Origin of the sequence: Actinocrinis sp. (genome assembly GCF_035605935.1) — a bacterium.
Classification (GTDB): domain Bacteria; phylum Actinomycetota; class Actinomycetes; order Streptomycetales; family Catenulisporaceae; genus Actinocrinis.
Genome location: NZ_DATNGK010000296.1, coordinates 1 through 19,461 on the forward strand (window position 1 = coordinate 1; position 19,461 = coordinate 19,461).

A 19,461-nucleotide genomic window follows, 5' to 3' on the forward strand; every position below is an offset into this window, starting at 1 on the left:
TAACAACAACCTGACGCAAGCCCCTGCGGGCGGCGCTGCCGGCGGCCCGGACAACTTGGCCAACGCCACCGGCGCCCCGACGACCCTCAACGGGCACAAGGGTTACGGCGTCTACATTCCGCCAGGCACCGGCTACCGCGACAACTCGGCAACCGGCACCGCGACCGGCGACGGCGCGGAAGGCGAGTACGCGGTCTTCGACGGCACGCACTACAACGGCGGCTGCTGCTTCGACTACGGCAACGCGGAGAAGGACAGCAACGACGATGGCAACGGCACGATGGAAGCGATCTACTTTGGCAGCATCACGGTCTGGGGTTACGGCACCGGAAACGGCCCCTGGATCATGGCGGATCTGGAGAACGGCCTGTTCTCCGGCATCAACGCCGGTTTCAACAGCAACGACCCGACGATCAACGACCGGTATCTGACCGCGATGGTCGACGGCGGACCGAACCACTGGTCCATCAAGGGCGGCAACGCGCAGTCCGGCGGCATGTCCACGTTCTACGACGGTGCACGACCGAATGTCTCGGGTTACAACCCGATGCACAAGCAGGGCGCCATCATCCTGGGCACCGGCGGCGACAACAGCGACAGCGCTCAGGGCACCTTCTACGAGGGCGTCATGACCAGTGGCTACCCCTCGGCCTCCACCGAGGCATCCGTGCAAGCGAACATCGTCGCGGCGGGATACGGTCACTGAGCACGTAGATAAGAGTTTTTATAACGAACCAGCCGGTCCGGTGCCGCACCGTCGTAGGGCGACGATGCGGCACCGGACTCAGCCCGGCACACGTACGAACACGGTGAAAAGCGCCGCGCGCGGGCGGCGAAGATCGCTGCCAGAATGGGGCCATGGATGCCGACGCGCTCAAAGCCGCCTGCCTGGCGCTGACCGGGGCGGTCGAGACCTTCCCGTTCAACCTGGAGACCTCCGTGTTCAAGGTGGGAGGCAAGGTGTTCGCGCTCAGCGCCCTGGACGCGGACCCGCTGTCGGTGAGCCTGAAGTGCGAACCCGAGCTCGCCGAGCGGCTGCGCGCGCAGCATCCGGCGATCACCGCCGGCTATCACCTGAACAAGCGGCATTGGAACACGGTGCTGCTGGACGGCTCAGTGGCCGATGCGATGGTCCGGGACATGATCGAGGACTCGTACGACCTGGTCGTCTCCTCGCTGACCCGTGAGCAGCGCCGCACGCTCGGCCAGGTCTAGTCCCTCTGCCCCTCTCACCTGCGGCGGTCTACGGTAGGGCCATGTCAACGCCCGCGCCCGCCACGGCCGCAGAACGGCTGCTCGCGGTGCTGGCCGCGTTCGACCGGTCGGCTCCCGCGCTCTCGCTCACCGAGATCAGCCGCCGGGCCGGCCTGACCCTGCCCACCGCGCACCGCCTGGTCGGCCTGCTCACGACCTGGGGCGCGCTGGAGCGGGACGCCTCGGGGGCGTACCACATCGGCCTGCGGCTTTGGGAGCTCGGCGCGCTGTCCCCGCGCGGCCTGGCGCTGCGCGAGGCGGCGATGCCGTTCCTGGAGGACCTGTACGAGGCCACACACGAGAACGTGCAGCTAGCGGTGCGTGACGGGATGGAAGTGGTGTACATCGAGCGGATCTCTGGCCGCTCGGCCGTGGGCGTGCTCGCGCGGGTTGGCGCGCACTGGCCGCTGCACGCCACGGGCGTCGGACTGGTACTGCTCGCGCACAGCGACGCCGCCGTGCAGGAGGAGTACTTGGCGGCCGAGCAGCTGGCATCCTTCACTCCGTACACAGTCACCGATCCGGCGAAGCTGCGCCGACTGCTGGCCGAGGTGCGCCACTGCGGCTTCGCGATGAGCGACCGTCAGATCACCGATGACGCGCTCTCGGTCGCGGCTCCGGTCCGCGACCCGCGCGGCGAGGTGATCGCGGCGGTGTCCGTGATCGTGCCCTGCGCGGGCGCCCGGCCCAACACCCTCGCGCCGGCCGTGCGGCTGGCCGGGCTCGGCATCTCACGCGCCCTCGGCTGGACTTCCGCCTGACGGAAGTGGCGTTGTGGCCCGGTTTCAGCCTTGCCACGCTGCGGTCATCCGGGCTCTTCGAGCTTCGTCATCCGCATCCGCATTCGCCGCCAGGCCCTCGTACACCGGAGTACTCATGGCCACCGCCTTCGCACGCGACCAGTGGTACGTCAGCGCATACGCCGCCGAGGTCGGCCGTGAACTGCTCGGCCGCACTGTCCTTGGCGAGCCCATAGTGCTGTACCGCACCGAGGAGGACGGCAACGTCGTCGCGCTCTCCGACCGCTGCGTACACCGCCGTTTCCCCCTCTCCGCCAGCCGGCTCGACGGTGACAAGATCGTCTGTGGCTATCACGGCTTCACCTACGACACGTCAGGCGCCTGCGTCTACGTCCCCGGCCAGCAGCGTATCCCGCGCACCGCCCGAGTGACCGCGTATCCGGTGGCTGAGCTCGACTCGCTGGTGTGGGTGTGGATCGGCGACCCGGACCTGGCCGACGAGAAGCTGATTCCGCGCGCCCCGCACCTCGCGGACCCCGACATGGTGACCGTGCGCGGCATGGAGCCGATCGACTGCGACTACGGGCTGCTCGTGGACAACCTGCTCGACCTCTCGCACGAGACGTACTTGCACGGCGGCTACATCGGCACGCCCGAGGTCGCCGAAACCCCGATCAGCACAGAGGTCGACGAGGCCGCGGGCGTGGTGCGCGTGTCGCGCCACATGATGGACGCCGCCTGCCCACCCTTCTACGCCCGCTCCACCGGCATCGAGGGCCGCATCACCCGCCTGCAGGACATCGAGTACTTCGCGCCGTGCCTGTACTTGTTGCACAGCCGGATCATGCCGGTCGGCCAAACCGAGCCGGTGTTCCGCACCGAGATCACCTACGCGATCACGCCGGCGGGCCCAGGCAAGGTCTACGACTTCTGGGCGGTCTCCCGCGACTTCGCCCGCGAAGACGACGAGGTGACCACGTTCCTGCGCGACTTCAACCACACGGTGGTGATGCAGGACGTTGACGCGCTCAATCTCTTGCAGAAGGCCCTCGACAGCGAGCCGGCCGGGTACCAGGAGCTGAGCATCAACATCGACACCGGCGGACTGGCCGCGCGCCGCATCCTGGCCCGCCTCGCCTCCGCATGACCGGCCCGGCCCCGGCCGCCGCTACCGCAGGCACCCCGATCACCGGCACCGCCGAGTCGGCCGCACCCGACGAGGCGGTGACCGGGCTGATCAACCGGATCGACTGGGAGCCGGGTTCCGACCTGCTGCGCGGCACCTGCCACTGTGGCGCCCGGCACACCTGCGACGACCCCATCGCGATGTGGACCTGGCTGCTGGGCCATCCGGACGGACACCGAGCCGAGGTATCAGATGATTGAGAACGTGGCCGTCCTCCCGGTCATCGTCGCCGAACGCCGCCGGGAAGCCGAGGGCGTCATCTCGCTCACGCTGCGGCACGCCGACGGCGCGGACCTGCCCGCCTGGCAGCCGGGCGCGCATCTCGATCTGCTGCTCGCCGACGGAATGGAGCGGCAGTTCTCGCTGTGCGGAGACCCGGCCGACCGGACGACCTGGCGGATCGCCGTGCTGCGGGAGCCGGACGGCCGCGGCGGATCAGCGTACGTACACGACTGGCTGCCGGTCGGCTCGACGCTGCGGGTGCGTGGCCCGCGCAACAACTTCCCGCTGCGCCCGGCGGCCCGCTACCTCTTCATCGCCGGAGGCATCGGCATCACCCCGATCCTGCCGATGCTGCGCGCGGCAGAGGCGGCCGGGGCTCAGTGGTCGCTGCTGTACGGCGGTCGTCGGCGTGCGTCGATGGCATTCGCCGACGAGTTGGCGGCGCGCTTCACCGAGCGGGTGCTGCTACGGCCGCAGGACGAGACCGGCCTGCTGGATCTGCCGGGTTATCTCGGTGCGCCGCAGTCGGACACGGCGGTCTACTGCTGCGGTCCGGGACCGCTGCTCGACGCGGTATCAGAATACTGCCTCGCCAACGGCTGGCCCGAGCCGGCGATGGAGCGCTTCCAGCCGAAGGAGCAGGAGGCCGGGTTGGAGAATCGGCCGTTCGAGGTGGTGCTGTCCCGTTCCGGCCGGACACTGACCGTGCCGCAGGATGCCACGGTGCTGGAAACGGTCCGCGCGGCGGGTATCGAGGTGCTGTATTCCTGCACCGAGGGCACCTGCGGCACTTGTGAGACCGACGTGATCGAGGGCGTGCCCGAGCACCGCGATTCGCTGCTCACCGCGGACGAACGAGCGGCCGGGGAGACCATGATGATCTGCGTTTCCCGCTGCCGCGGCGAACGTCTCGTCTTAGACCTCTGAGCCGACGGGCGGGTCCGCGCCGCCGCTTTCCGCGCGCGTCACGGCGGTGCAGCGGTTGGTAATCTGGGGCCGCGACACGGGGGAAGGGACATGCGCGTGGAGATCGCGGCATCGCTGCATATGTGGCGTTTGCGCGCTGGACTCACCCAGGAGGAGTTGGCCGAACGCTCCGGGGTGTCGGTGCGAACCATCAGCGGTCTGGAGGCCGGGCAGCGTACGAATCCCAGGGCGGCGTCGTTGCGGCTTCTCGCCGATGCGCTCGGTCTGTCCGATGCGGAACGCGCCACGCTGACCGCTTCGGTACGCGGCCTGCGCGACACGGCTGGTACGAGCGGCGCCGTCCGCGCCGACCTTGGCGCTGGCGCCAGCGCCGCTGCACGCGCCGCCGCGAACTCGCTGCCGTATGCGCTCGCCGACTTCGTCGGGCGCGACGGCGCGCTGGCGGTACTTGCTCAGGCTACTGACGATCAGGACCATGTCACGATCGCGGCGATCGACGGCATGGCAGGCGTCGGTAAGACGGCTTTCGTCGTCCACGCGAGCCACCTGCTGGCCCCGCGGTTCGAGGACGGCTGCATCTTCCTGGACCTGCACGGCTTCACCCCCGGCCGCCAGCCCACCGACACCGGCGAGGCGCTGGGAAGGCTGCTGGCCACCGTCGGCCTCGCCCCCGACGAGCTGCCCTCCGGCGAGGCCGCGCGGGCCGATCTGTGGCGCGCCACCGTGGCCGAGCGGCGCATGCTGCTCGTACTGGACAACGCGCCGAGCTCGGCCGCGGTGCTTCCGCTGATCGCCGGGGGTCCCGGCAGCCTGGTCCTCACGACATCGCGGCGCAGGCTGCTGATAGACGGGGCCATCGTCCTCTCCCTCGGCATCCTCGACGCGCACGAAGCCCTCGCCCTTTTCTCCCGTGGCGCGGGCGAGGCTCGGGCCGCTGCCGAACCGGGTGCGGCCATGGAGGTCGTGCACCAGTTGGGACGGCTGCCGCTCGCGTTGCGGATCGCCGCCGCGCGCCTGGCGCATCGCCCGGCCTGGACCATCGCCGACCTGGCCGCCAGGCTGGCCGCGCAGGAGCGCCCGCTGGCCGAGCTGTCGGTGGGCGACCGCGACGTGGCCACGGCCTTCGGCGTTTCCTACGAACAGCTCGGTGCTGACGAACAGCGCGTGTTCACGCTGCTGGGCTTGCATCCCGGCCACGACTTCGACGCGTACGCCATCGCCGCGCTCGCCGGCCTCGGCCTGCCCGACGCCGAACTGATCGCGGAAAGCCTGGTGGATGAGCACATGGTGCTGGCCATCGGCCCAGGGCGGTACAGCCTGCACGATCTGCTGCGCGCGCACGCACAGGCACTCGCCGCGGCCCTGCCCGAAGCCACGCGCGCCGCGGCCGCCGCGGCCCTGGCCCACCATCATCGCTACACCGCGGCCCGCGCCGTCAACCTGATCTGGCCGGACACCGCCTCCCGGCGCCCGACCGTGGCAGCCGCGGCCAGTCCCGAGGTGCCGCTGCCGGATGCCGACGCGGCCCGCGCGTGGCTGGATACCGAGCAGTGGAACCTGATCACGATGGCCGTGGACGGCGGCGTGCCCGGCCACGCGGGCATTCTTTCCGTCATCCTCGGCAGGCATCTGGACTTCAGCGGCCGCAACGGCGATGCCATCGCGCTGCACCAGGCCGCGGCGGATGACGCGCGTGCCCGAGGCGACCACACCGCGCTCGCCTCCGCGCTCAGCCTGCTTGGCATCACCCATGCGCAGCTCGGCGCCAATCTGCAGGCCGCCGACTACCTTCAGCAGTCCCGCGAGACGGCGAAGAGCGCTGGGGACGCCGCCGCGCAAATGCGGGCGACCGTGAATCTCGCGGTCGTGTACGAATATCTGGGCCGATACGCGGACGCGCTCGCCGAGGCTCAGCACGGTCTCGAACTGGCCAGACAGCTCGGCGATCCGGCGATCATCGGCGCGTCGCTCAACAACGTCGGCACCATGCTGGAACGGCTCGGCCGCCCCGCCGAAGCGGTCGGCTTCCACGAGGAGGCGCTGAACCTCGCCGCCGAGCACGGTCTGGCCTCGACCCAAGCCAGAGCGCTGAATTACCTGGGCCGCGGCTTGGACAAACTCGGTCAGCCGAAGACGGCGCTACGTCACCACTGCCGCGCGCTGAGGATCTATCGGCGGCTTCAAGACCCGCGCAGCCAGGCCGATGCGCTGTCGGACATCGGGCTTGTGCTCGCGCACTTGGGGCGCGGCCACCAAGCGATCCGGGCGCAGCGCAAGGCGCTCGATCTGGCGATCGAGGCGGACGCACCGGGCGTGCAGGCGAAAATCCTCAACGAGCTGGGCGATGCTTTCTCGGCGCTCGCGCGGGCAAGTTCGAGCACGAGCACGACAACGAATACGACTACTGACGCCCTAGACGCGCACCGTCGTGCCCGCGTGTTGGCCCATCGGGTCGGTGACACCGCCCAGAAAACCCGCGCCGACGCCGCGTTGCGCGCGCTCGGTTATACGGACCTTGAGAATGACGACGAGTTCGATTCTCTTGAACACTCCTCCGCGTGATCGCGGGACGAAGTTAGCTTGAGTTCCAGGGCCGGCACGGCCGGAGACGCAGGATCCCTCCGCCGCCGGCCGCCCCCGTTTGCTGCTTTGGTTCCGGCCCGGTTGCTCGGTTACTCGGTGGTGTAGTTACCGCAGGGCTGGATGTACCAGACCGGGGCGAAGTCGATGTCGCCCCATCCGACGAGCTGGGCGGAGTCGTACCACCCGTTGTAGTCCGAGTTGACGAAGTTGTTGTAGACCAGCACGCGGTTGTGGTTGCGGTCCTCGAACAGGGCATTGACGTTGTAGTCGGCGATGTACTGCCGGTTCCACCACGAGCCGACGCCGTTCCAGTTGGACAGTGTGTACGTGGTGCAGTCCGGCAGACCGTACTTGGTGCCGGTCAGTCCGGCGCCCGTGTAGATGCAGAAGTCACCGTCGTCGCAGTACCCCCTGTGTACGGTGCCGCCGTAGATCGTGCCGCTGTTACCGGCGGCGAAGGCCGTGCCGCCGCCGACTACCAGCGTCGCCGCGGACGCGGCGGCCGCCAGCGTCGCCCCGAGGGCGGCACGGGTCCTGTTCCTCATTGCGCGTTTCCTCCTCATAGCAGAGCTTCGAGGGTGTAGCGAACCCCTCGTCTCAAGAGAATGCCGGGGCGCCAGCCGCGCCACCACGCCAGGAACGCGCCATTGGCTAGACACAGCCGACCGGCCGCAGCTGACTTAGCTGCGGCCGGTCGGCTAGGTCACGGGGTTTCAGCTCGCGGGCAGCAGGTCCAGCTGCCGCTGCGCCCAGACGTACGCATCGGCGACGTCGGCCGCGTTCGACTTCGTGACGCTGATGCTCACCTCGTAGTCGCCCTTCCAGGCCAGCACCCTGATGATCTCCTTCTGCAGCGGGTCGCTGACGGTGACCGGGGCGGCAAGGCACAAGGAGTCAGGCAGCTTCGAGTCGGTGCACACCCGCTCGCGACCGGCCGAGGCGTTGAGGCCGTACTCGAGCTGCGCCGCCGCCTGTGCCTGCGCCGGGCTGCCGTACTTGAGCAGGACCGCCTCGGCGCTGGCTCCGCCGGAGGTGGTCCACGAGCGGTGCTCACCGGACGCGAAGCCGTCAGAGCTGAGCCACGTGGCGAAGTCAGTGCTCGTATCCGCCTCGTACTGGGAGCCGTAGACCGCCGCGTTCAGATCGCGGCTGACCTGATACGACGACGCGGTGGTGTCCGTGGCTCCGCCGGGGAGCGGTAGCAGACAGTCGCCAGAAGCGGGGCAGGAGCCCTGGCTGGATGCGGGCAGGGCGGGCGCGGTGAGCGGGAACAGGCCCATCGGCTCGGACTTCGCGTTGCGGCTGACCAGGTTCGGCTGGGCCTGGGCCCAGCGGTTCGCGGTACCGGAATCGAGCGAGCCGGAGAAGAAGAACCAGCCGTGCACGATGACGTTTCCGATGTTCTGCATGAAATAGAAGTTGACGAAGCCGTCGGAGTCCGGGTTCGTATACCAGGCCTGCGCGTTGGGCTCGCCGGGGATCGAGTAGCTGGTGCCGTGCAGGCCCTTGCCCCAGTTGGGCTCGCCGAAGTTGCTGCCGTCGAGCTGCCCGGCTCCGCCCGCCGTGATGGCCTGGATCAGGTAGATGTCCGCCTGCTTGTAACCACCGTCCGTCATCCAGTCCTGATGGGCGATCGCGGTCACGCCGTCCTCGACGAAGTTGGCCTTCACCTGGGACCGCGTCGTGCCGTTGTTATCCCAGGAGAGCTTGATGAACTGATCCGGGGTGAGAGTCGTGGAGCTGACCCAGTCACCGCTGATGGGCGAGGTCCAGTGCTCGCCGCCGCTGGGCATCGGCTCCAGACAGGAGGTGAGGCCGCCGGTGCAGGCGAGCTGTTGCGTGCCCGCCGCGGCGTCGGGCTGGTCGGCGGCCGCGGGCGGCGCGGCTTGCAGCGAGGCCAGTTCGGTGCCGGCCCAGGTCTGCAGGTCCTTGGCGTCGAGCGTCTTCGGGCTGGAATAGGCGACGTTGAGCACGAGGTCGCCGACGACGGCCGAGTAGGCGGCCTCGACGTTCCCCTTGGCATCCGCCTTCGTCGCGGCGAAGGCCTTACCGGAGGCGTCGCCGGGGACGCTGACCGTGCGGCCGCGATAGGCGGCCATGATCTCGCCGGTGCGAGCGGCATTCCAGGACGTGGCGCCCTTCTGGCTGTTGAACTGGAGCAGCACCAGATCGACGTTGTTGCCGTCGACCGCGTTCCAGTCCCGGTGCACCGCCTTGTTCAGGCCGTCCGAGTCGAGCAGCGCGGCGGTGTCGGTGCTGATCCCGGCCGCGTCGTCGGTGATGTTGGCCCGGTAGAGGTCTGTGGTCACCGTGGTCGCGTGGTCCCACGCCGCGACGTCGCTGAGCTGTATCGCTCCGGCCGGGGCCTTGATGAGGCAGGTGGTGAGTTCCGAGGGCTGGCAGTGCGCGACGGCGACGATCGAGTTGCCGGTCCGGCCGGGCAGCAGCGCGACGATGCCGGCGGCCACCAGCGCGAGCGCGGCGACTATCGCGACCGAGATGAGCACAAATCGCTTGCTTGGGCGCTTCTTGGCTGCTGGACCAGCGGCCGGTGCGAAGAGCGCTGAGCCGGGCTGGCCGGGCTGGACAGCGAACGGCGTGGTCTGCGCCGTGGCGTCCGGCATTGCCCAGCCGATCGGCGGCTGCGGCGTTTCCACCGCATCGACCGGCGGGTCCAGCACCGCCACCGGGCTCGCTTCCGATTCCCGCGCCACCTCGCCGTCCTGCGGTTCCGGCGGCTGCGAACCGTCTTGCGCTTCCGGCTCCGAAGCAACCGAACTGGCCTGCGCTGCCGCCTGCGCCTGCGCAGGCTCCACGGCAGACTCCGGCTCCGACATGATGCATTCCCCCCAAGTTCCGAGCCGTGCAGCGAGGCCGCCGCACAAACTTCTGCGCATGGTATACACCGGCAACCGCTTGATCCGCATCCGGGTTCAAGCGAGAGCGAGCGGCCGTGGCACATCATCGCCAGCCGCGCGCCAGTAGAGTGCTGGACCTGTCCGATACCGCATCCACCGATCGAATCCGGGTAACGGCTTGGCCGTGCAGACGCCAGCATCGAAGAGCCCTTCTGCTATCAGGGCTCTGCTTCGGCGTGCTTCCGCGGCGGCTGAGTCCGCGCGCTCTGTCCTCGAGGACGATCGGCGCGCTCAGCAGGCGGTACGTGACGCGTATGCCGCGCTGCACTCGGCTGCGGTGCGCGACCGGCTGCGCGGCGCACCGGTGGACCGGCTCAAGGAGATCGTGCCGCGGCTTCCGGTGGCCAAACTGGAAAAAGCCGGCTTCGCCGATGTGCACGCCATCCTGGACGCGGGGCCGCAGCGGCTGGAGCAGATTCCCGGTGTCGGCCCGCAAACCGCGGCGCAGGCGGTGGCCGCCGCCCGGCGCATCGCGGAGGCCGTCGAACAGGACACCCGGATCTCCGCGGACGTCGACCCGGACGACGAACAGGGCGCCGCGCTGCTGTCCGCGCTGCACCGCGTGCAACAAGCGCAGACCTCGATGGACCGGGCTCGTGACCCGGCCCGTCGGCTCGGCGACCACCTCGGCCGGCTGATCGACGCGGCGACCCCGCTACGCGGCAGGCTGCGGCGCGCGCTGACCGGCACCCGGCGCCGGGACGAGGCTCGCGAGGCCGTCACCGCGCTGGAAGAACTGCTCGACGCTCCAGCTACGCAGCGCGACCTGAAGCGGATCGAGACCGCGGGCAGCCGGCTGCGCGCCAAGCGGCCCCGGCACTCCACCGTCCGCCGCGACTTCGAGAAGCGCGCCGCCGAGTATTTCAGTACCCTGGCCCGGATCGTCGGGGTGCAGGAGGACGCCGAGGCCGCGCGCGGATTCATCCCCGAGGACCTGGCCGCCGAGATCGGCAAGCAGCAGCTCGACACCCGGCACCTGCGCGTCGAACTGCGTGGTTACCAGCAGTTCGGCGCGCGCTTCGCGCTGGCCGGGCGGCGGGTCGTGATCGGCGACGAGATGGGCTGCGGCAAGACCGTGGAAGCCGTCGCCGCACTGGCCCACCTGCGCGCCGAAGGCGAACGGCACTTCCTCGTGGTCTGCCCGGCCAGTGTCCTGATCAACTGGATGCGTGAGGTGCGCGGGCACAGCACGCTGCGTCCGTACCGGTTGCACGGCGCGGGCCGCGACGAGCAATTGCTGGCCTGGGCAGGCTCCGGCGGCGTCGGAATCACCACCTTCGAGAGTGTGCGGTCGATCGTCCTGCCGCGGGTGAAAGTCGCGATGCTCGTGGTCGACGAGGCGCACTACGTGAAGAACCCGGACACACAGCGCTCGAAGGCGCTGGCGGCCTGGACCCGCCGGATCGAGCGGGTGCTGTTCCTGACCGGCACGCCGATGGAGAACCGGGTCGAGGAGTTCCGCAACCTGGTGGACTATCTGCAGCCCGGCTTGATCGATCCGGACGCCGAGATCGACGCGATCGCCGGGTCGAAGGCGTTCCGCCGTGCGGTCGCGCCGGCGTATCTGCGCCGCAACCAGGAGGACGTGCTCTCGGAACTGCCGGAACTGACCCGGGTTGACGAGTGGGAGGAGTTCGGCTCCGAGGACTTCGCCGCGTATCGGCAGGCGGTGGATGAGGGCAACTTCATGGCGATGCGCCGCGCCGCCTACGCCTCCGGAACCGTGCACGGCTCGGCGAAGCTGCGACGGCTGGTCGACCTCGTCGACGAGGCCTGCGATTCAGGCCGCAAGATCGTGGTGTTCTCCTACTTCCGCGACGTGCTCGAGACGGTGTGCACGGCGCTAGGACCGCGCGCGCTCGGCCCGTTGACCGGCTCGATGCCGCCGCCGCGCCGTCAGGAGCTGGTCGACGAGTTCACGGCCGCGCGCGGACCCGCGGTGCTGGTCAGCCAGATCCAGGCCGGCGGCGTGGGCATCAACATGCAGGCGGCCTCGGTGGTGATCCTGTGCGAGCCGCAGGTCAAGCCCACGCTCGAAACGCAGGCGATAGCCCGCGCGCACCGCCTTGGCCAAGTGCGCAAGGTGCAGGTGCACCGGCTGCTGGTCGCCGACAGCGTGGACGAGCGGATGCTGGAGCTGCTCGGCCAGAAGACAGAGCTCTTCGACGCCTACGCACGACGCAGCGACACCGCCGAGTCCTCCCCCGACGCCCGCGACCTGACCGAAGCGGCGATGGCGCGGAAAGTCGTGGACACGGAGCGGGAACGGCTCGGCATCGCGACCTAACGTCAGGAAAAGGGTAGGTCATCAAACTACTGAGCCCGGGCTGGTGCGGCTTTGCGGAGCCCGGACTCGACTTTGCCTGCACGGGATAGTCGAGCCCTGTCCTCGGCGCTAGAGTGCGCTTCATCCGCCCCTGATTCAGCTGCGCTTCGGGCGCGCCGCTACCGCACCGGCGGCAGTGACGCATGGCGGTGTCTCACTCGGACCCGGATGAAAGTAAACCCATGCGAATACCCACCTCTACGTCACGCGGCGTCGGCTCCGCACTCGCCGCCCTCACCGCGCTGGCGGTCGTCGCGCTGCCCGGCGCCTCCTCGGCCAACGCGGCCCCGAACCGGTCAGCCAACCACTACGGCGTGAAATCCCTGCACGCCGCGGCGCACCCGGCTGCCGCACGCGCCACCTCGCAGTACACCCTGTCCCTGACGACGAGCATGGCTCACGGGGCCGTCTCCCCCACCCCGAAGGTCTACCTGGTCTTCTGGGGCAAGCAGTGGTCCTCCGACAAGGCGGGCGTCGCCAACGACCTGCAAGGCATGTTCAAAGGCCTCTACGGCAGCAAGGACACCTGGGGCACCATCCTCAGCCAGTACTGCGAAGGCCTGAGCGCGGGCACCACCAACTGCGGCAGCGGCGGCACGCACGTGATCCACCCCTCTTCCACCCCGCTGGCCGGAACCTGGTTCGACAACGCCGCGAATGAGCCCTCGAACGCATCGGCCTCGCAACTGGCCGGCGAGGCGAAGAAGGCGGCCGCGCACTTCGGCAACACCACGCAGACGCCCAACTACAACGCGCAGTACGTGATCGTCTCAGCCAGCGGCACCCACCCCGACGGCTTCCCGAACAGCGGCTTCTGCGCCTGGCACGACTACACCTCCTCCAGCTACGGCAACCTCGCCTACACCAACCTGCCGTATGTCCCGGACGAGGGCGCCGGTGCCTGCACCACGCTCGCGGACGGACGGCTGCTGTCGGGTATCGAGTCCACTGAGACGCACGAGTACGCCGAGACCGTCACCGATTTCTGGCCGACCGACGGCTGGAACAACAACGCGAACGGTGAGATCGGCGACGAGTGCGAGAACCAGGACGCATATCTCACACTCAGCACCGGCAAGTACGACGTGCAGGGCCTGTGGTCGAACTCGGCCAATAAGTGCGTAACAAAGGGATGACACCTGAGGCGACGCACGAACCGAAGCAATGAACGGCCCGGTGAGCGGTCCGCTCGTCCGCTAGTCCGTTTGACTGAAGCGGACCGTTCACCGGAGGCCGACTCAGAGCTCTGGCATGCTCGCCTCGGCGGAACGGGGTGACTAACCGATCTTGGCGCGGATGCGCGCCGCGTCAGGGTGCTGCAAGTCCTCCATGATGGCGAGGGCTTCGTCCCAGGCTTTCCGCGCGGCGCGGTGATCGCCGTCCGCCTCGTGGGCATCGCCCAGGTGATCGAGCGTGTCACCCACGAAGTATCGCGCGCCGGACTCACGCAGCAGCGGCAACGCTCGCTGATAGCTGGCGATCGCGTCGGACTGTCGCCCGAGCCGGTGGTACGCGTACCCCAGGCTTTCCAAGGCGTTCGCCTCGCCGGCCTGGTCACCCAACTCGCGATCGAGGTTCAGCGCCTCGTGACAGTCGGCCAGCGCTTGGTGATAGTCGCCCTGCTGGACATTCAGCCAGCCGATGGTGTTGAGCGCGAGGGCCTGACCCGCGCGATGGCCGATGCGCTGGAATACGCTCAGCGCCTGGCGAGCGTGCTCGATCGCCTCGGCAAAGCGTTGTTCGCGCTCAGAAAGCCACGCGAGGCCGCGAAGCGTGTGCGCTTGCCCGAGTTGATCGCCGATCTGCTCGAACAGCGTGAGCGCGCGCCGCAGGTGCGAATGCGCATCCTGATAACGTGCCATCCGCGTGTAAACGCGACCAAGCACGCGGTGCGTATATGCCTCGTTCGCCCGGTCACCAAGGCGCCGGGTGGCCTCCAGCGCGGCGTACTGCGTGTCGATCTGGTCGTGCCAGTGCCCTTGCCGATGCAGGTAGCTCGCCAACGCCCAGGACAGTTGCCAGGCCTGGTCGTCGAAGCCTCGGTCGGCGGCCAGCGCGACGGCGGCCAGCACGGTGGGCCGTTCTGTCTCGTACCACTGCCAGGCCTCAGCGAGATCGGCTGGCTGTTCTGGCACGACGCCCGGCCGGACCTGCGTGAGCGTGATCGGATCCCGGGTCGGGTCTACGATCCGGTCGGCCGCGGCGGCGGTGAGCACGTAATGGTCAAGCACACGCAGCGTGGCTTCGCGCCGTGCCTCCTCAGCCTCCTGCGCCTCAGCCAATTCGGTGACGTAAGCGCGCAGTAGATCGTGCAGGCCATAGCGGCCCCGGCTCGGCTCGGTCAGCAGATGTGCGGCGGTCAGTTCCGCCAGCGCGCTTCGCGTCTGAACAAGCGAAAGAGCGGCGAGGCTGGCGGCCGCGGGCGCCGCGATGTCAGGACCCGGATGCAGGCCGAGCAAACGGAACAATCGGGCCGCCGGCTCGCCGAGCGTGCGATAGGACCAGGAGAACACCGCGCGCACGTCGGCGCCTCCCGGGCCGGCCGAGAGCAGATCGAGGCGGCGATGCGCATCGCGCAACTCAGCGGCCAGCACGTCGAGTTCATCGTCAGGCCGTACGGCGGCGCGCGCGGCGGCGAGATTCAGCGCGAGAGGCAGCCGGGTGCACAACTCGATCAGCTCGTCCGCAGCCGGCTGTTGCCGCGTGACGCGTCCGGCGCCGAGCCTGCGGGCGAGCAGTTCGCGGGCTTCGTCGCCGGTGAGCAGCCGCAGCGTGAGCGGTATCGCGCCCTCCAGTGCGACCAGGTCCGGAAGCCGGTTGCGGCTGGTGACCAGCACCATGCAGCCGGCCGCACCAGGCAGCAGAGGCCTGACTTGCTCGCCGTCCCTGGCGTTGTCGAACACGAACAGCACCCGCTTGCCGACCAGCAGGCTCCGATACAGATCCAGCTGGGCGTCCGGGTCGGACGGTATCCGTGCGGCCGGAACCGTGAGCGCATCCAGGAACCGGCGCACCGCTGACGCGATCGTGACCGGGGAACCGGACGGGTCGAACCCGCGCAGGTTCACATACAACTGCCCATCCGGGAACTGCGCGGCGTGTTGGTGCGCCCAGTGCACGGCCAGCGCGGTTTTCCCAACGCCTGCCATGCCGTCGATCGCCGCGATGACGACGGCGCGGTCCTGCTGGTCGGTGTGGCCCGCCATCCCGGTAAGAGCCTTGAGCTCGTCGGCGCGCCCGACGAAATGCCGCACCGCCGCGGGCAGCTGTCTCGGCACGACGGCCACACTGTGCCGGGCCGCGCCGCCGAACCCCGTCACAGCACCCTGCGATGGCGCGGCGAGGAGCGCGGGATCTCCGGCGAGAATGCCTTGATGCAGTTCGCGCAGCCGAGCGCCCGGCTCTATGCCTAGTTCGCGCACGAGCACTCGTCGGGCGTCCCGATATGCCTCCAGCGCCTCGGCCTGCCGGCCGCTGCCGGCCAGAGCGAGCATGAGCTGAGCGTGGAGTCGCTCGCGCAACGGATACTTCACGATCAACCCGCGCAGTTCCGGCACGAGTTGATCGTGCGCGCCGAGCCGAAGGTCCGCTTCGATGCGAGCGTCGAGAACCTCGGAACGCAGCTGCTCGAAATACGGTGTGAACTCCTCGCGCAGCGACTGCGAGGCGACGTCGAGCAGCGGCTGCGCGCGGCAGAGTCTCAGCGCGCGCGTCGCGGTCGTGGAGGCCAGGCTCCAGGCTTGTGCGCGCAGCGCCGTGCCCGCCTCGCGGGAGAGCGCCGCGAACTGGAGCGCGTCGAGTTCGCTTTCGGCCGCCTCGCAGAGGTAGCCCGGATCGCGCGTCTGAATGCGGGCCGCGATCTCGGCGCCCAGCACACGGCGCAGCCGCATGACGTACGTGCGCAGCGTGCAATCAGCCCCGTCCGGCGGCGCCGCGTCCCAGACGAACTCGGCGAGCTGCGCCGCGGACACGGTTTGGTTGGCTCGGACCAGCAGCGCCGCGAGCAGCGCGCGCTGCCGTGGCGCCGGTACCGGGATCTGACGCCCCGCGTCGTCGATCACCAGCAGTGGCCCCAGAATGCCCAGCCTCACCCTGCCTCCCCGGGCGCGGTGCTCCGCGCGGCGGAGCCCCGCGCATCAGGGTCAGCCTAGCCCCGCGAGTCGCGAGGAGGCATCAGAGCCCGGATTCGGTGCGATCATTCATTCGATGATCTCGCGCAGCCGGTCGGCGAACTTGGCTGCGTCCTCCATGAATCCGCCGTGGCCGCCCGGGAACAGGACGGGCTCGAGCTTCAACGCGGCGGCCAGGGCCCGCGAGGTGCGGTCGCACACCTGGCCTGCCGAGGTCTCGCCGATGCCGATGATCAGGTGGACCGGTGTCGCGCGCAGCACGTCCAGGTCGGGCAGCCAGTTCGCCGTGCCGCGCAGCTCGTGCAGGTAGAAGAAGCGGTCACCGGCTACCTCCTGCGGCGACTTCTCGCCGCCGAACACCTGCAAGAACACCTCCTCCGGCATCACGAAGCCGGCGTTCGCCATGAACTTGCGCACCGCGCCGAGTGCGTCGCCGCCGGCGTATGTGGCGATCGTTTCCTCGTTCAGCGCCATTTGGTGCTCGCCGTCGTCGAGCAACCGCAGGAGCGGAGGCTCGTGGATGACGGCGGTCTGTACCAGCTGCGGATGGGCTTGGACCAGCGCGAGCGCGGTGATGGCGCCGCCGGAGGAGCCGAGCACGATCGCGGGCCCCGCGTCGACGTGCTTCAGCAGGCGGGCCAGGTCGTCGGCGCGCAGCGGCGGCGTCGAGTCGGCTTCCGGGTCGTCGAGCACGCTGCCGAAATGGCCACGCGGGTCCATGGTCAGCACGGTGTGGTCGGCGGCCAGCAAATCGGCGAGCGGCGCGAACGGCGCCGCATGCATCGGCGCGCCGACGATCGCGACCAGCGGGCCACTGCCGCGCAGCTCGTAGTACAGCCGGCCGTCGGGGACCGCCAAGGTGTTCGCGGTCACGGGCGCGGGCGTGGTCATCGATTCCTCCCAGGGTCGGATGCGAGCCGTCACTCCATTCGACTCCTGCGGCCGCCGAAATTCATCGGTCCCGTGCCAGCCGGCCTCAACTGAATCCGGCCGGCGGGTAAACCTCCTGGGCAGTGCGCCGTCAGGCAAGGCGCGTTAAGCGCACCGAGACCGTCAACGCGCTGTCGGGCGCGCCGTGGTAGATGCCCTTGTGCGGCAGGACGTCGCCGTAGTCGCGGCCGTGCCCGACCAGGACGTGGCGCGGGCCGGGCACGGTGTGATTGGTGGCGTCGATGCCGCACCACGAACCGGCCCAGTACTCCACCCAGGCGTGGCTTTGGCCCTCGACGGCGAGTCCCGGTTCGCCGTCCGTGGAGGGGAACAGATAACCGGAGACATACCGCGCCGGCAGCCCGATGGCGCGCAGCATGGCGGCGGCGATGTGCGAGAAGTCCTGGCAGACCCCTGACTTCTGCTCCCAGGACTCCTGCGCGTTGGTGTGCACTCCGGTGGCTCCCGGGACGTAGCCGACCGTGGCGTGCAGCCACGCTGAAATCTCGTCCGCGGCCTCGTGCGGGTCAGCGCCGCGGGTCCGGTCGCGCACCTCCTGCTCGAACTGCGGGCTGATAGTGGTGCGGTCGGTGCGGGTGACGAACTCGGCAAGGTGGCCCAGCGCGACGTGGCGGGCCACGGCGGACCAATCGATCTGGGAGCGCACCGCGGCCGGGTTCGGCGCGGACTTGGTCTCCACGGTGCTGCCGGCACGGATCGTCAGGGCGCTGTGCGGCTCCTGAAGGTCGAAAGCCGTCACGCGGGTGCCCCAATAGTCCGTGTACTGCCACATCGACGCGCGCGGCTGCAGTTCGACATAGCTGTTCAACGTGACCTGGCTGGGTGTGCTCAGCGGGGTCATCCGCAGTTCGTTGTAGGAGGCCCGCGCGGCGCCGGTGTATTCCACGACGGTTTCGTGAACGATGGCCAAGCGCCATGAGGCGTTGCCGCGCGAACTTTCCGAGGACATAGCGTCAGTCGGCACCGTCAGTCCTTTCCGTGCAGCCAGACGACCGGGGCGCTGTACTGGAAGTACTCCTCGGCGATCTGGCCGCTGGCCACCAGGCACGCCTCTTGCAGGTCCTTGAGCACCGTCGGCAGCTGCGTCACCAGCTCTCCTGCGTCCAGGTACTCGAGCATGGTCCGCATCCGGCCGACGACCCGGCGCGCGGTCGGGGCCAGCACCTGAACTCGGGAGCGCGGCCCGGAGGAAGGCGGGGCCAGTTGGCTCAGGCAGTGCTCCGCGGTGGTCAGCGAATAAACGATCGAGCGGGGGAAGGTCTCCTCCAGCATCAGGAAGCGGGCGGCCGACTCCGGGTCGCTGTCCCAGCCCTCGGTGCGGCGATACGACTCGTCCGCCCCGGCCGCACGCAGCAGCGTCGCCCATTCCGGGGCGTATCGCGAGGCCAGCACCTTGACCGACAACAGCCGAGCGGTCATGTCCACCCGTTCCAGGCTGCGGCCGAGGGTGAGGAAGAGCCAGCCGTCGTCTCGGCTCATCGTGGAATCGGCGAGACCGGAGAACAGCGCGGCGCGCTCACGCACGTAACGCAGATAAGCATGTGGGCCGACGCGACCGGATGCTCTTCGCTGCGCTGGAAGGGCGTGATGCGTGGCGTTGAGGCATTCCCAGGTCTCGGTGCTGATGACCTCCCGCACGCCCCTGGCGTTGTCGTGCGCGTTCTGCCAGGCCCCTGCGACGGAACTGGGATTGGCCGCGTCGAAGCCGAGCAGGTCGAGCACGGTCTGCGCGTCACACGGCTCGGAGTCGGCGGGCGGCGGCGTCACGCCGAGGATCGCGAACAGCGTCCGGCACGCGGCCTCCTCATCGGTGCCGGGTTCATCCAGCAGGCGGTGCATGAACGCGTCGAGCACCCGCGCCGTGTCGTCGGCCCGCTCGACGTATCTGCCGAGCCAGAACAACGACTCGGCGATGCGGCTGAGCATGAGTCAGCTCCCTTCGGTACGGAACGCGGCCGGCGCCGGCTGCCGCCGGATCATCGCTGCCCCCGCTGCCGCACTTCGGGTAGCGGTACGTCGTGCGGTAAGTCGTGTTGCTGTTGCTGTTGCTGGGTCTGCTCCGCAGCGGGCCCGGCCTGCCGGTCGGCCACGGCCTCGCGCACCGTCGTTGCCGGGGCGTCGAACAGCGGCGGCCTGATGCCGTCGCGCGGGCCGAGGCGGCGGTCGTCGGCCAGCACCCAGGTGTCCTTCGAGCCGCCGCCCTGGCTGGAGTTGACCACCAGCG

15 protein-coding genes and 1 pseudogene are annotated in these 19,461 nt (G+C 69.4%); 9 read left to right on the plus strand and 7 right to left on the minus strand.

The window, feature by feature from the left end:
• From VN779_RS23975 to VN779_RS24005, 7 genes are all read left to right on the plus strand, one after another.
• The coding region (locus VN779_RS23975) for an arabinofuranosidase catalytic domain-containing protein (RefSeq protein ID WP_325727162.1) at positions 1-706 on the plus strand (706 nt) is incomplete at its 5' end.
• A 152-nt stretch (positions 707-858) separates the two neighbouring features.
• Positions 859-1,215 (plus strand): MmcQ/YjbR family DNA-binding protein, encoded by a 357-nt coding sequence (locus VN779_RS23980; protein WP_325727164.1) that lies wholly within the window; start codon positions 859-861, stop codon positions 1,213-1,215.
• A 41-nt stretch (positions 1,216-1,256) separates the two neighbouring features.
• The gene (locus VN779_RS23985) at positions 1,257-2,015 is read left to right on the plus strand and encodes an IclR family transcriptional regulator (RefSeq protein ID WP_325727165.1); all 759 of its coding nucleotides are present in this window, start codon (positions 1,257-1,259) and stop codon (positions 2,013-2,015) included.
• A gap of 115 nt (positions 2,016-2,130) precedes the next feature.
• Positions 2,131-3,141: an aromatic ring-hydroxylating dioxygenase subunit alpha gene (locus VN779_RS23990; protein WP_325727167.1), complete on the plus strand. Its 1,011-nt coding sequence runs from the start codon at positions 2,131-2,133 to the stop codon at positions 3,139-3,141.
• Positions 3,138-3,380: a hypothetical protein gene (locus VN779_RS23995; protein ID WP_325727168.1), complete on the plus strand. Its 243-nt coding sequence runs from the start codon at positions 3,138-3,140 to the stop codon at positions 3,378-3,380. The genes VN779_RS23990 and VN779_RS23995 overlap by 4 nt, the downstream gene beginning before the upstream one ends.
• A 4-nt stretch (positions 3,381-3,384) precedes the next feature.
• Positions 3,385-4,329: a PDR/VanB family oxidoreductase gene (locus VN779_RS24000; protein WP_325727170.1), complete on the plus strand. Its 945-nt coding sequence runs from the start codon at positions 3,385-3,387 to the stop codon at positions 4,327-4,329.
• Between the two features lie 90 nt (positions 4,330-4,419).
• On the plus strand, positions 4,420-6,891 hold the full coding sequence (locus VN779_RS24005; protein WP_325727172.1) for a tetratricopeptide repeat protein: 2,472 nt from the start codon (positions 4,420-4,422) through the stop codon (positions 6,889-6,891).
• A 110-nt stretch (positions 6,892-7,001) separates the two neighbouring features.
• Here VN779_RS24005 and VN779_RS24010 read toward each other — a convergent pair whose 3' ends face one another.
• Together VN779_RS24010 and VN779_RS24015 are read right to left on the minus strand one after the other, a co-directional pair.
• Positions 7,002-7,457: a peptidase inhibitor family I36 protein gene (locus tag VN779_RS24010; protein ID WP_325727174.1), complete on the minus strand. Its 456-nt coding sequence runs from the start codon at positions 7,455-7,457 to the stop codon at positions 7,002-7,004.
• Positions 7,458-7,625: 168 nt separating this feature from the next.
• Positions 7,626-9,749 carry a hypothetical protein gene (locus VN779_RS24015; protein WP_325727176.1) on the minus strand — a complete coding sequence of 708 codons (2,124 nt, stop codon included), beginning with the start codon at positions 9,747-9,749 and terminating at the stop codon, positions 7,626-7,628.
• 205 nt (positions 9,750-9,954) lie between these two features.
• Here VN779_RS24015 and VN779_RS24020 point away from each other — a divergent pair, with 205 nt between their 5' ends.
• A complete protein-coding gene (locus VN779_RS24020; RefSeq protein WP_325727178.1) occupies positions 9,955-12,117 on the plus strand; it encodes a DEAD/DEAH box helicase in 2,163 nt (720 codons plus the stop codon).
• Between the two features lie 221 nt (positions 12,118-12,338).
• Positions 12,339-13,292, plus strand: coding sequence for a hypothetical protein (locus VN779_RS24025; RefSeq protein ID WP_325727179.1), 954 nt, complete (start codon positions 12,339-12,341; stop codon positions 13,290-13,292).
• Between the two features lie 141 nt (positions 13,293-13,433).
• Here VN779_RS24025 and VN779_RS24030 read toward each other — a convergent pair whose 3' ends face one another.
• The 5 genes and pseudogenes from VN779_RS24030 to VN779_RS24050 form a co-directional block, all read right to left on the minus strand.
• Positions 13,434-16,247 carry an AfsR/SARP family transcriptional regulator gene (locus VN779_RS24030; protein WP_325727181.1) on the minus strand — a complete coding sequence of 938 codons (2,814 nt, stop codon included), beginning with the start codon at positions 16,245-16,247 and terminating at the stop codon, positions 13,434-13,436.
• A gap of 108 nt (positions 16,248-16,355) precedes the next feature.
• On the minus strand, positions 16,356-17,177 hold the full coding sequence (locus VN779_RS24035) for an alpha/beta hydrolase (protein WP_325727183.1): 822 nt from the start codon (positions 17,175-17,177) through the stop codon (positions 16,356-16,358).
• A gap of 130 nt (positions 17,178-17,307) precedes the next feature.
• Positions 17,308-18,201, minus strand: coding sequence for a transglutaminase family protein (locus VN779_RS24040; RefSeq protein ID WP_325727185.1), 894 nt, complete (start codon positions 18,199-18,201; stop codon positions 17,308-17,310).
• Positions 18,202-18,203: 2 nt separating this feature from the next.
• Complete coding sequence (locus VN779_RS24045) at positions 18,204-19,163, minus strand: alpha-E domain-containing protein (protein WP_325727189.1); 960 nt, start codon at positions 19,161-19,163, stop codon at positions 18,204-18,206.
• Between the two features lie 50 nt (positions 19,164-19,213).
• Positions 19,214-19,461 (minus strand): annotated as a pseudogene (locus tag VN779_RS24050) (circularly permuted type 2 ATP-grasp protein); the annotation flags it as partial.

Bases quoted from the DNA above. Each gene is read 5' to 3' on its own strand.
- VN779_RS23980 (WP_325727164.1), top strand. From the start codon at position 859: ATGGATGCCGACGCGCTCAAAGCCGCCTGCCTGGCGCTGACCGGGGCG.
- VN779_RS23985 (WP_325727165.1), top strand. From the start codon at position 1,257: ATGTCAACGCCCGCGCCCGCCACGGCCGCAGAACGGCTGCTCGCGGTG.
- VN779_RS23990 (WP_325727167.1), top strand. From the start codon at position 2,131: ATGGCCACCGCCTTCGCACGCGACCAGTGGTACGTCAGCGCATACGCC.
- VN779_RS23995 (WP_325727168.1), top strand. From the start codon at position 3,138: ATGACCGGCCCGGCCCCGGCCGCCGCTACCGCAGGCACCCCGATCACC.
- VN779_RS24005 (WP_325727172.1), top strand. From the start codon at position 4,420: ATGCGCGTGGAGATCGCGGCATCGCTGCATATGTGGCGTTTGCGCGCT.
- VN779_RS24010 (WP_325727174.1), bottom strand. From the start codon at position 7,457: ATGAGGAACAGGACCCGTGCCGCCCTCGGGGCGACGCTGGCGGCCGCC.
- VN779_RS24015 (WP_325727176.1), bottom strand. From the start codon at position 9,749: ATGTCGGAGCCGGAGTCTGCCGTGGAGCCTGCGCAGGCGCAGGCGGCA.
- VN779_RS24025 (WP_325727179.1), top strand. From the start codon at position 12,339: ATGCGAATACCCACCTCTACGTCACGCGGCGTCGGCTCCGCACTCGCC.
- VN779_RS24035 (WP_325727183.1), bottom strand. From the start codon at position 17,177: ATGACCACGCCCGCGCCCGTGACCGCGAACACCTTGGCGGTCCCCGAC.
- VN779_RS24045 (WP_325727189.1), bottom strand. From the start codon at position 19,163: ATGCTCAGCCGCATCGCCGAGTCGTTGTTCTGGCTCGGCAGATACGTC.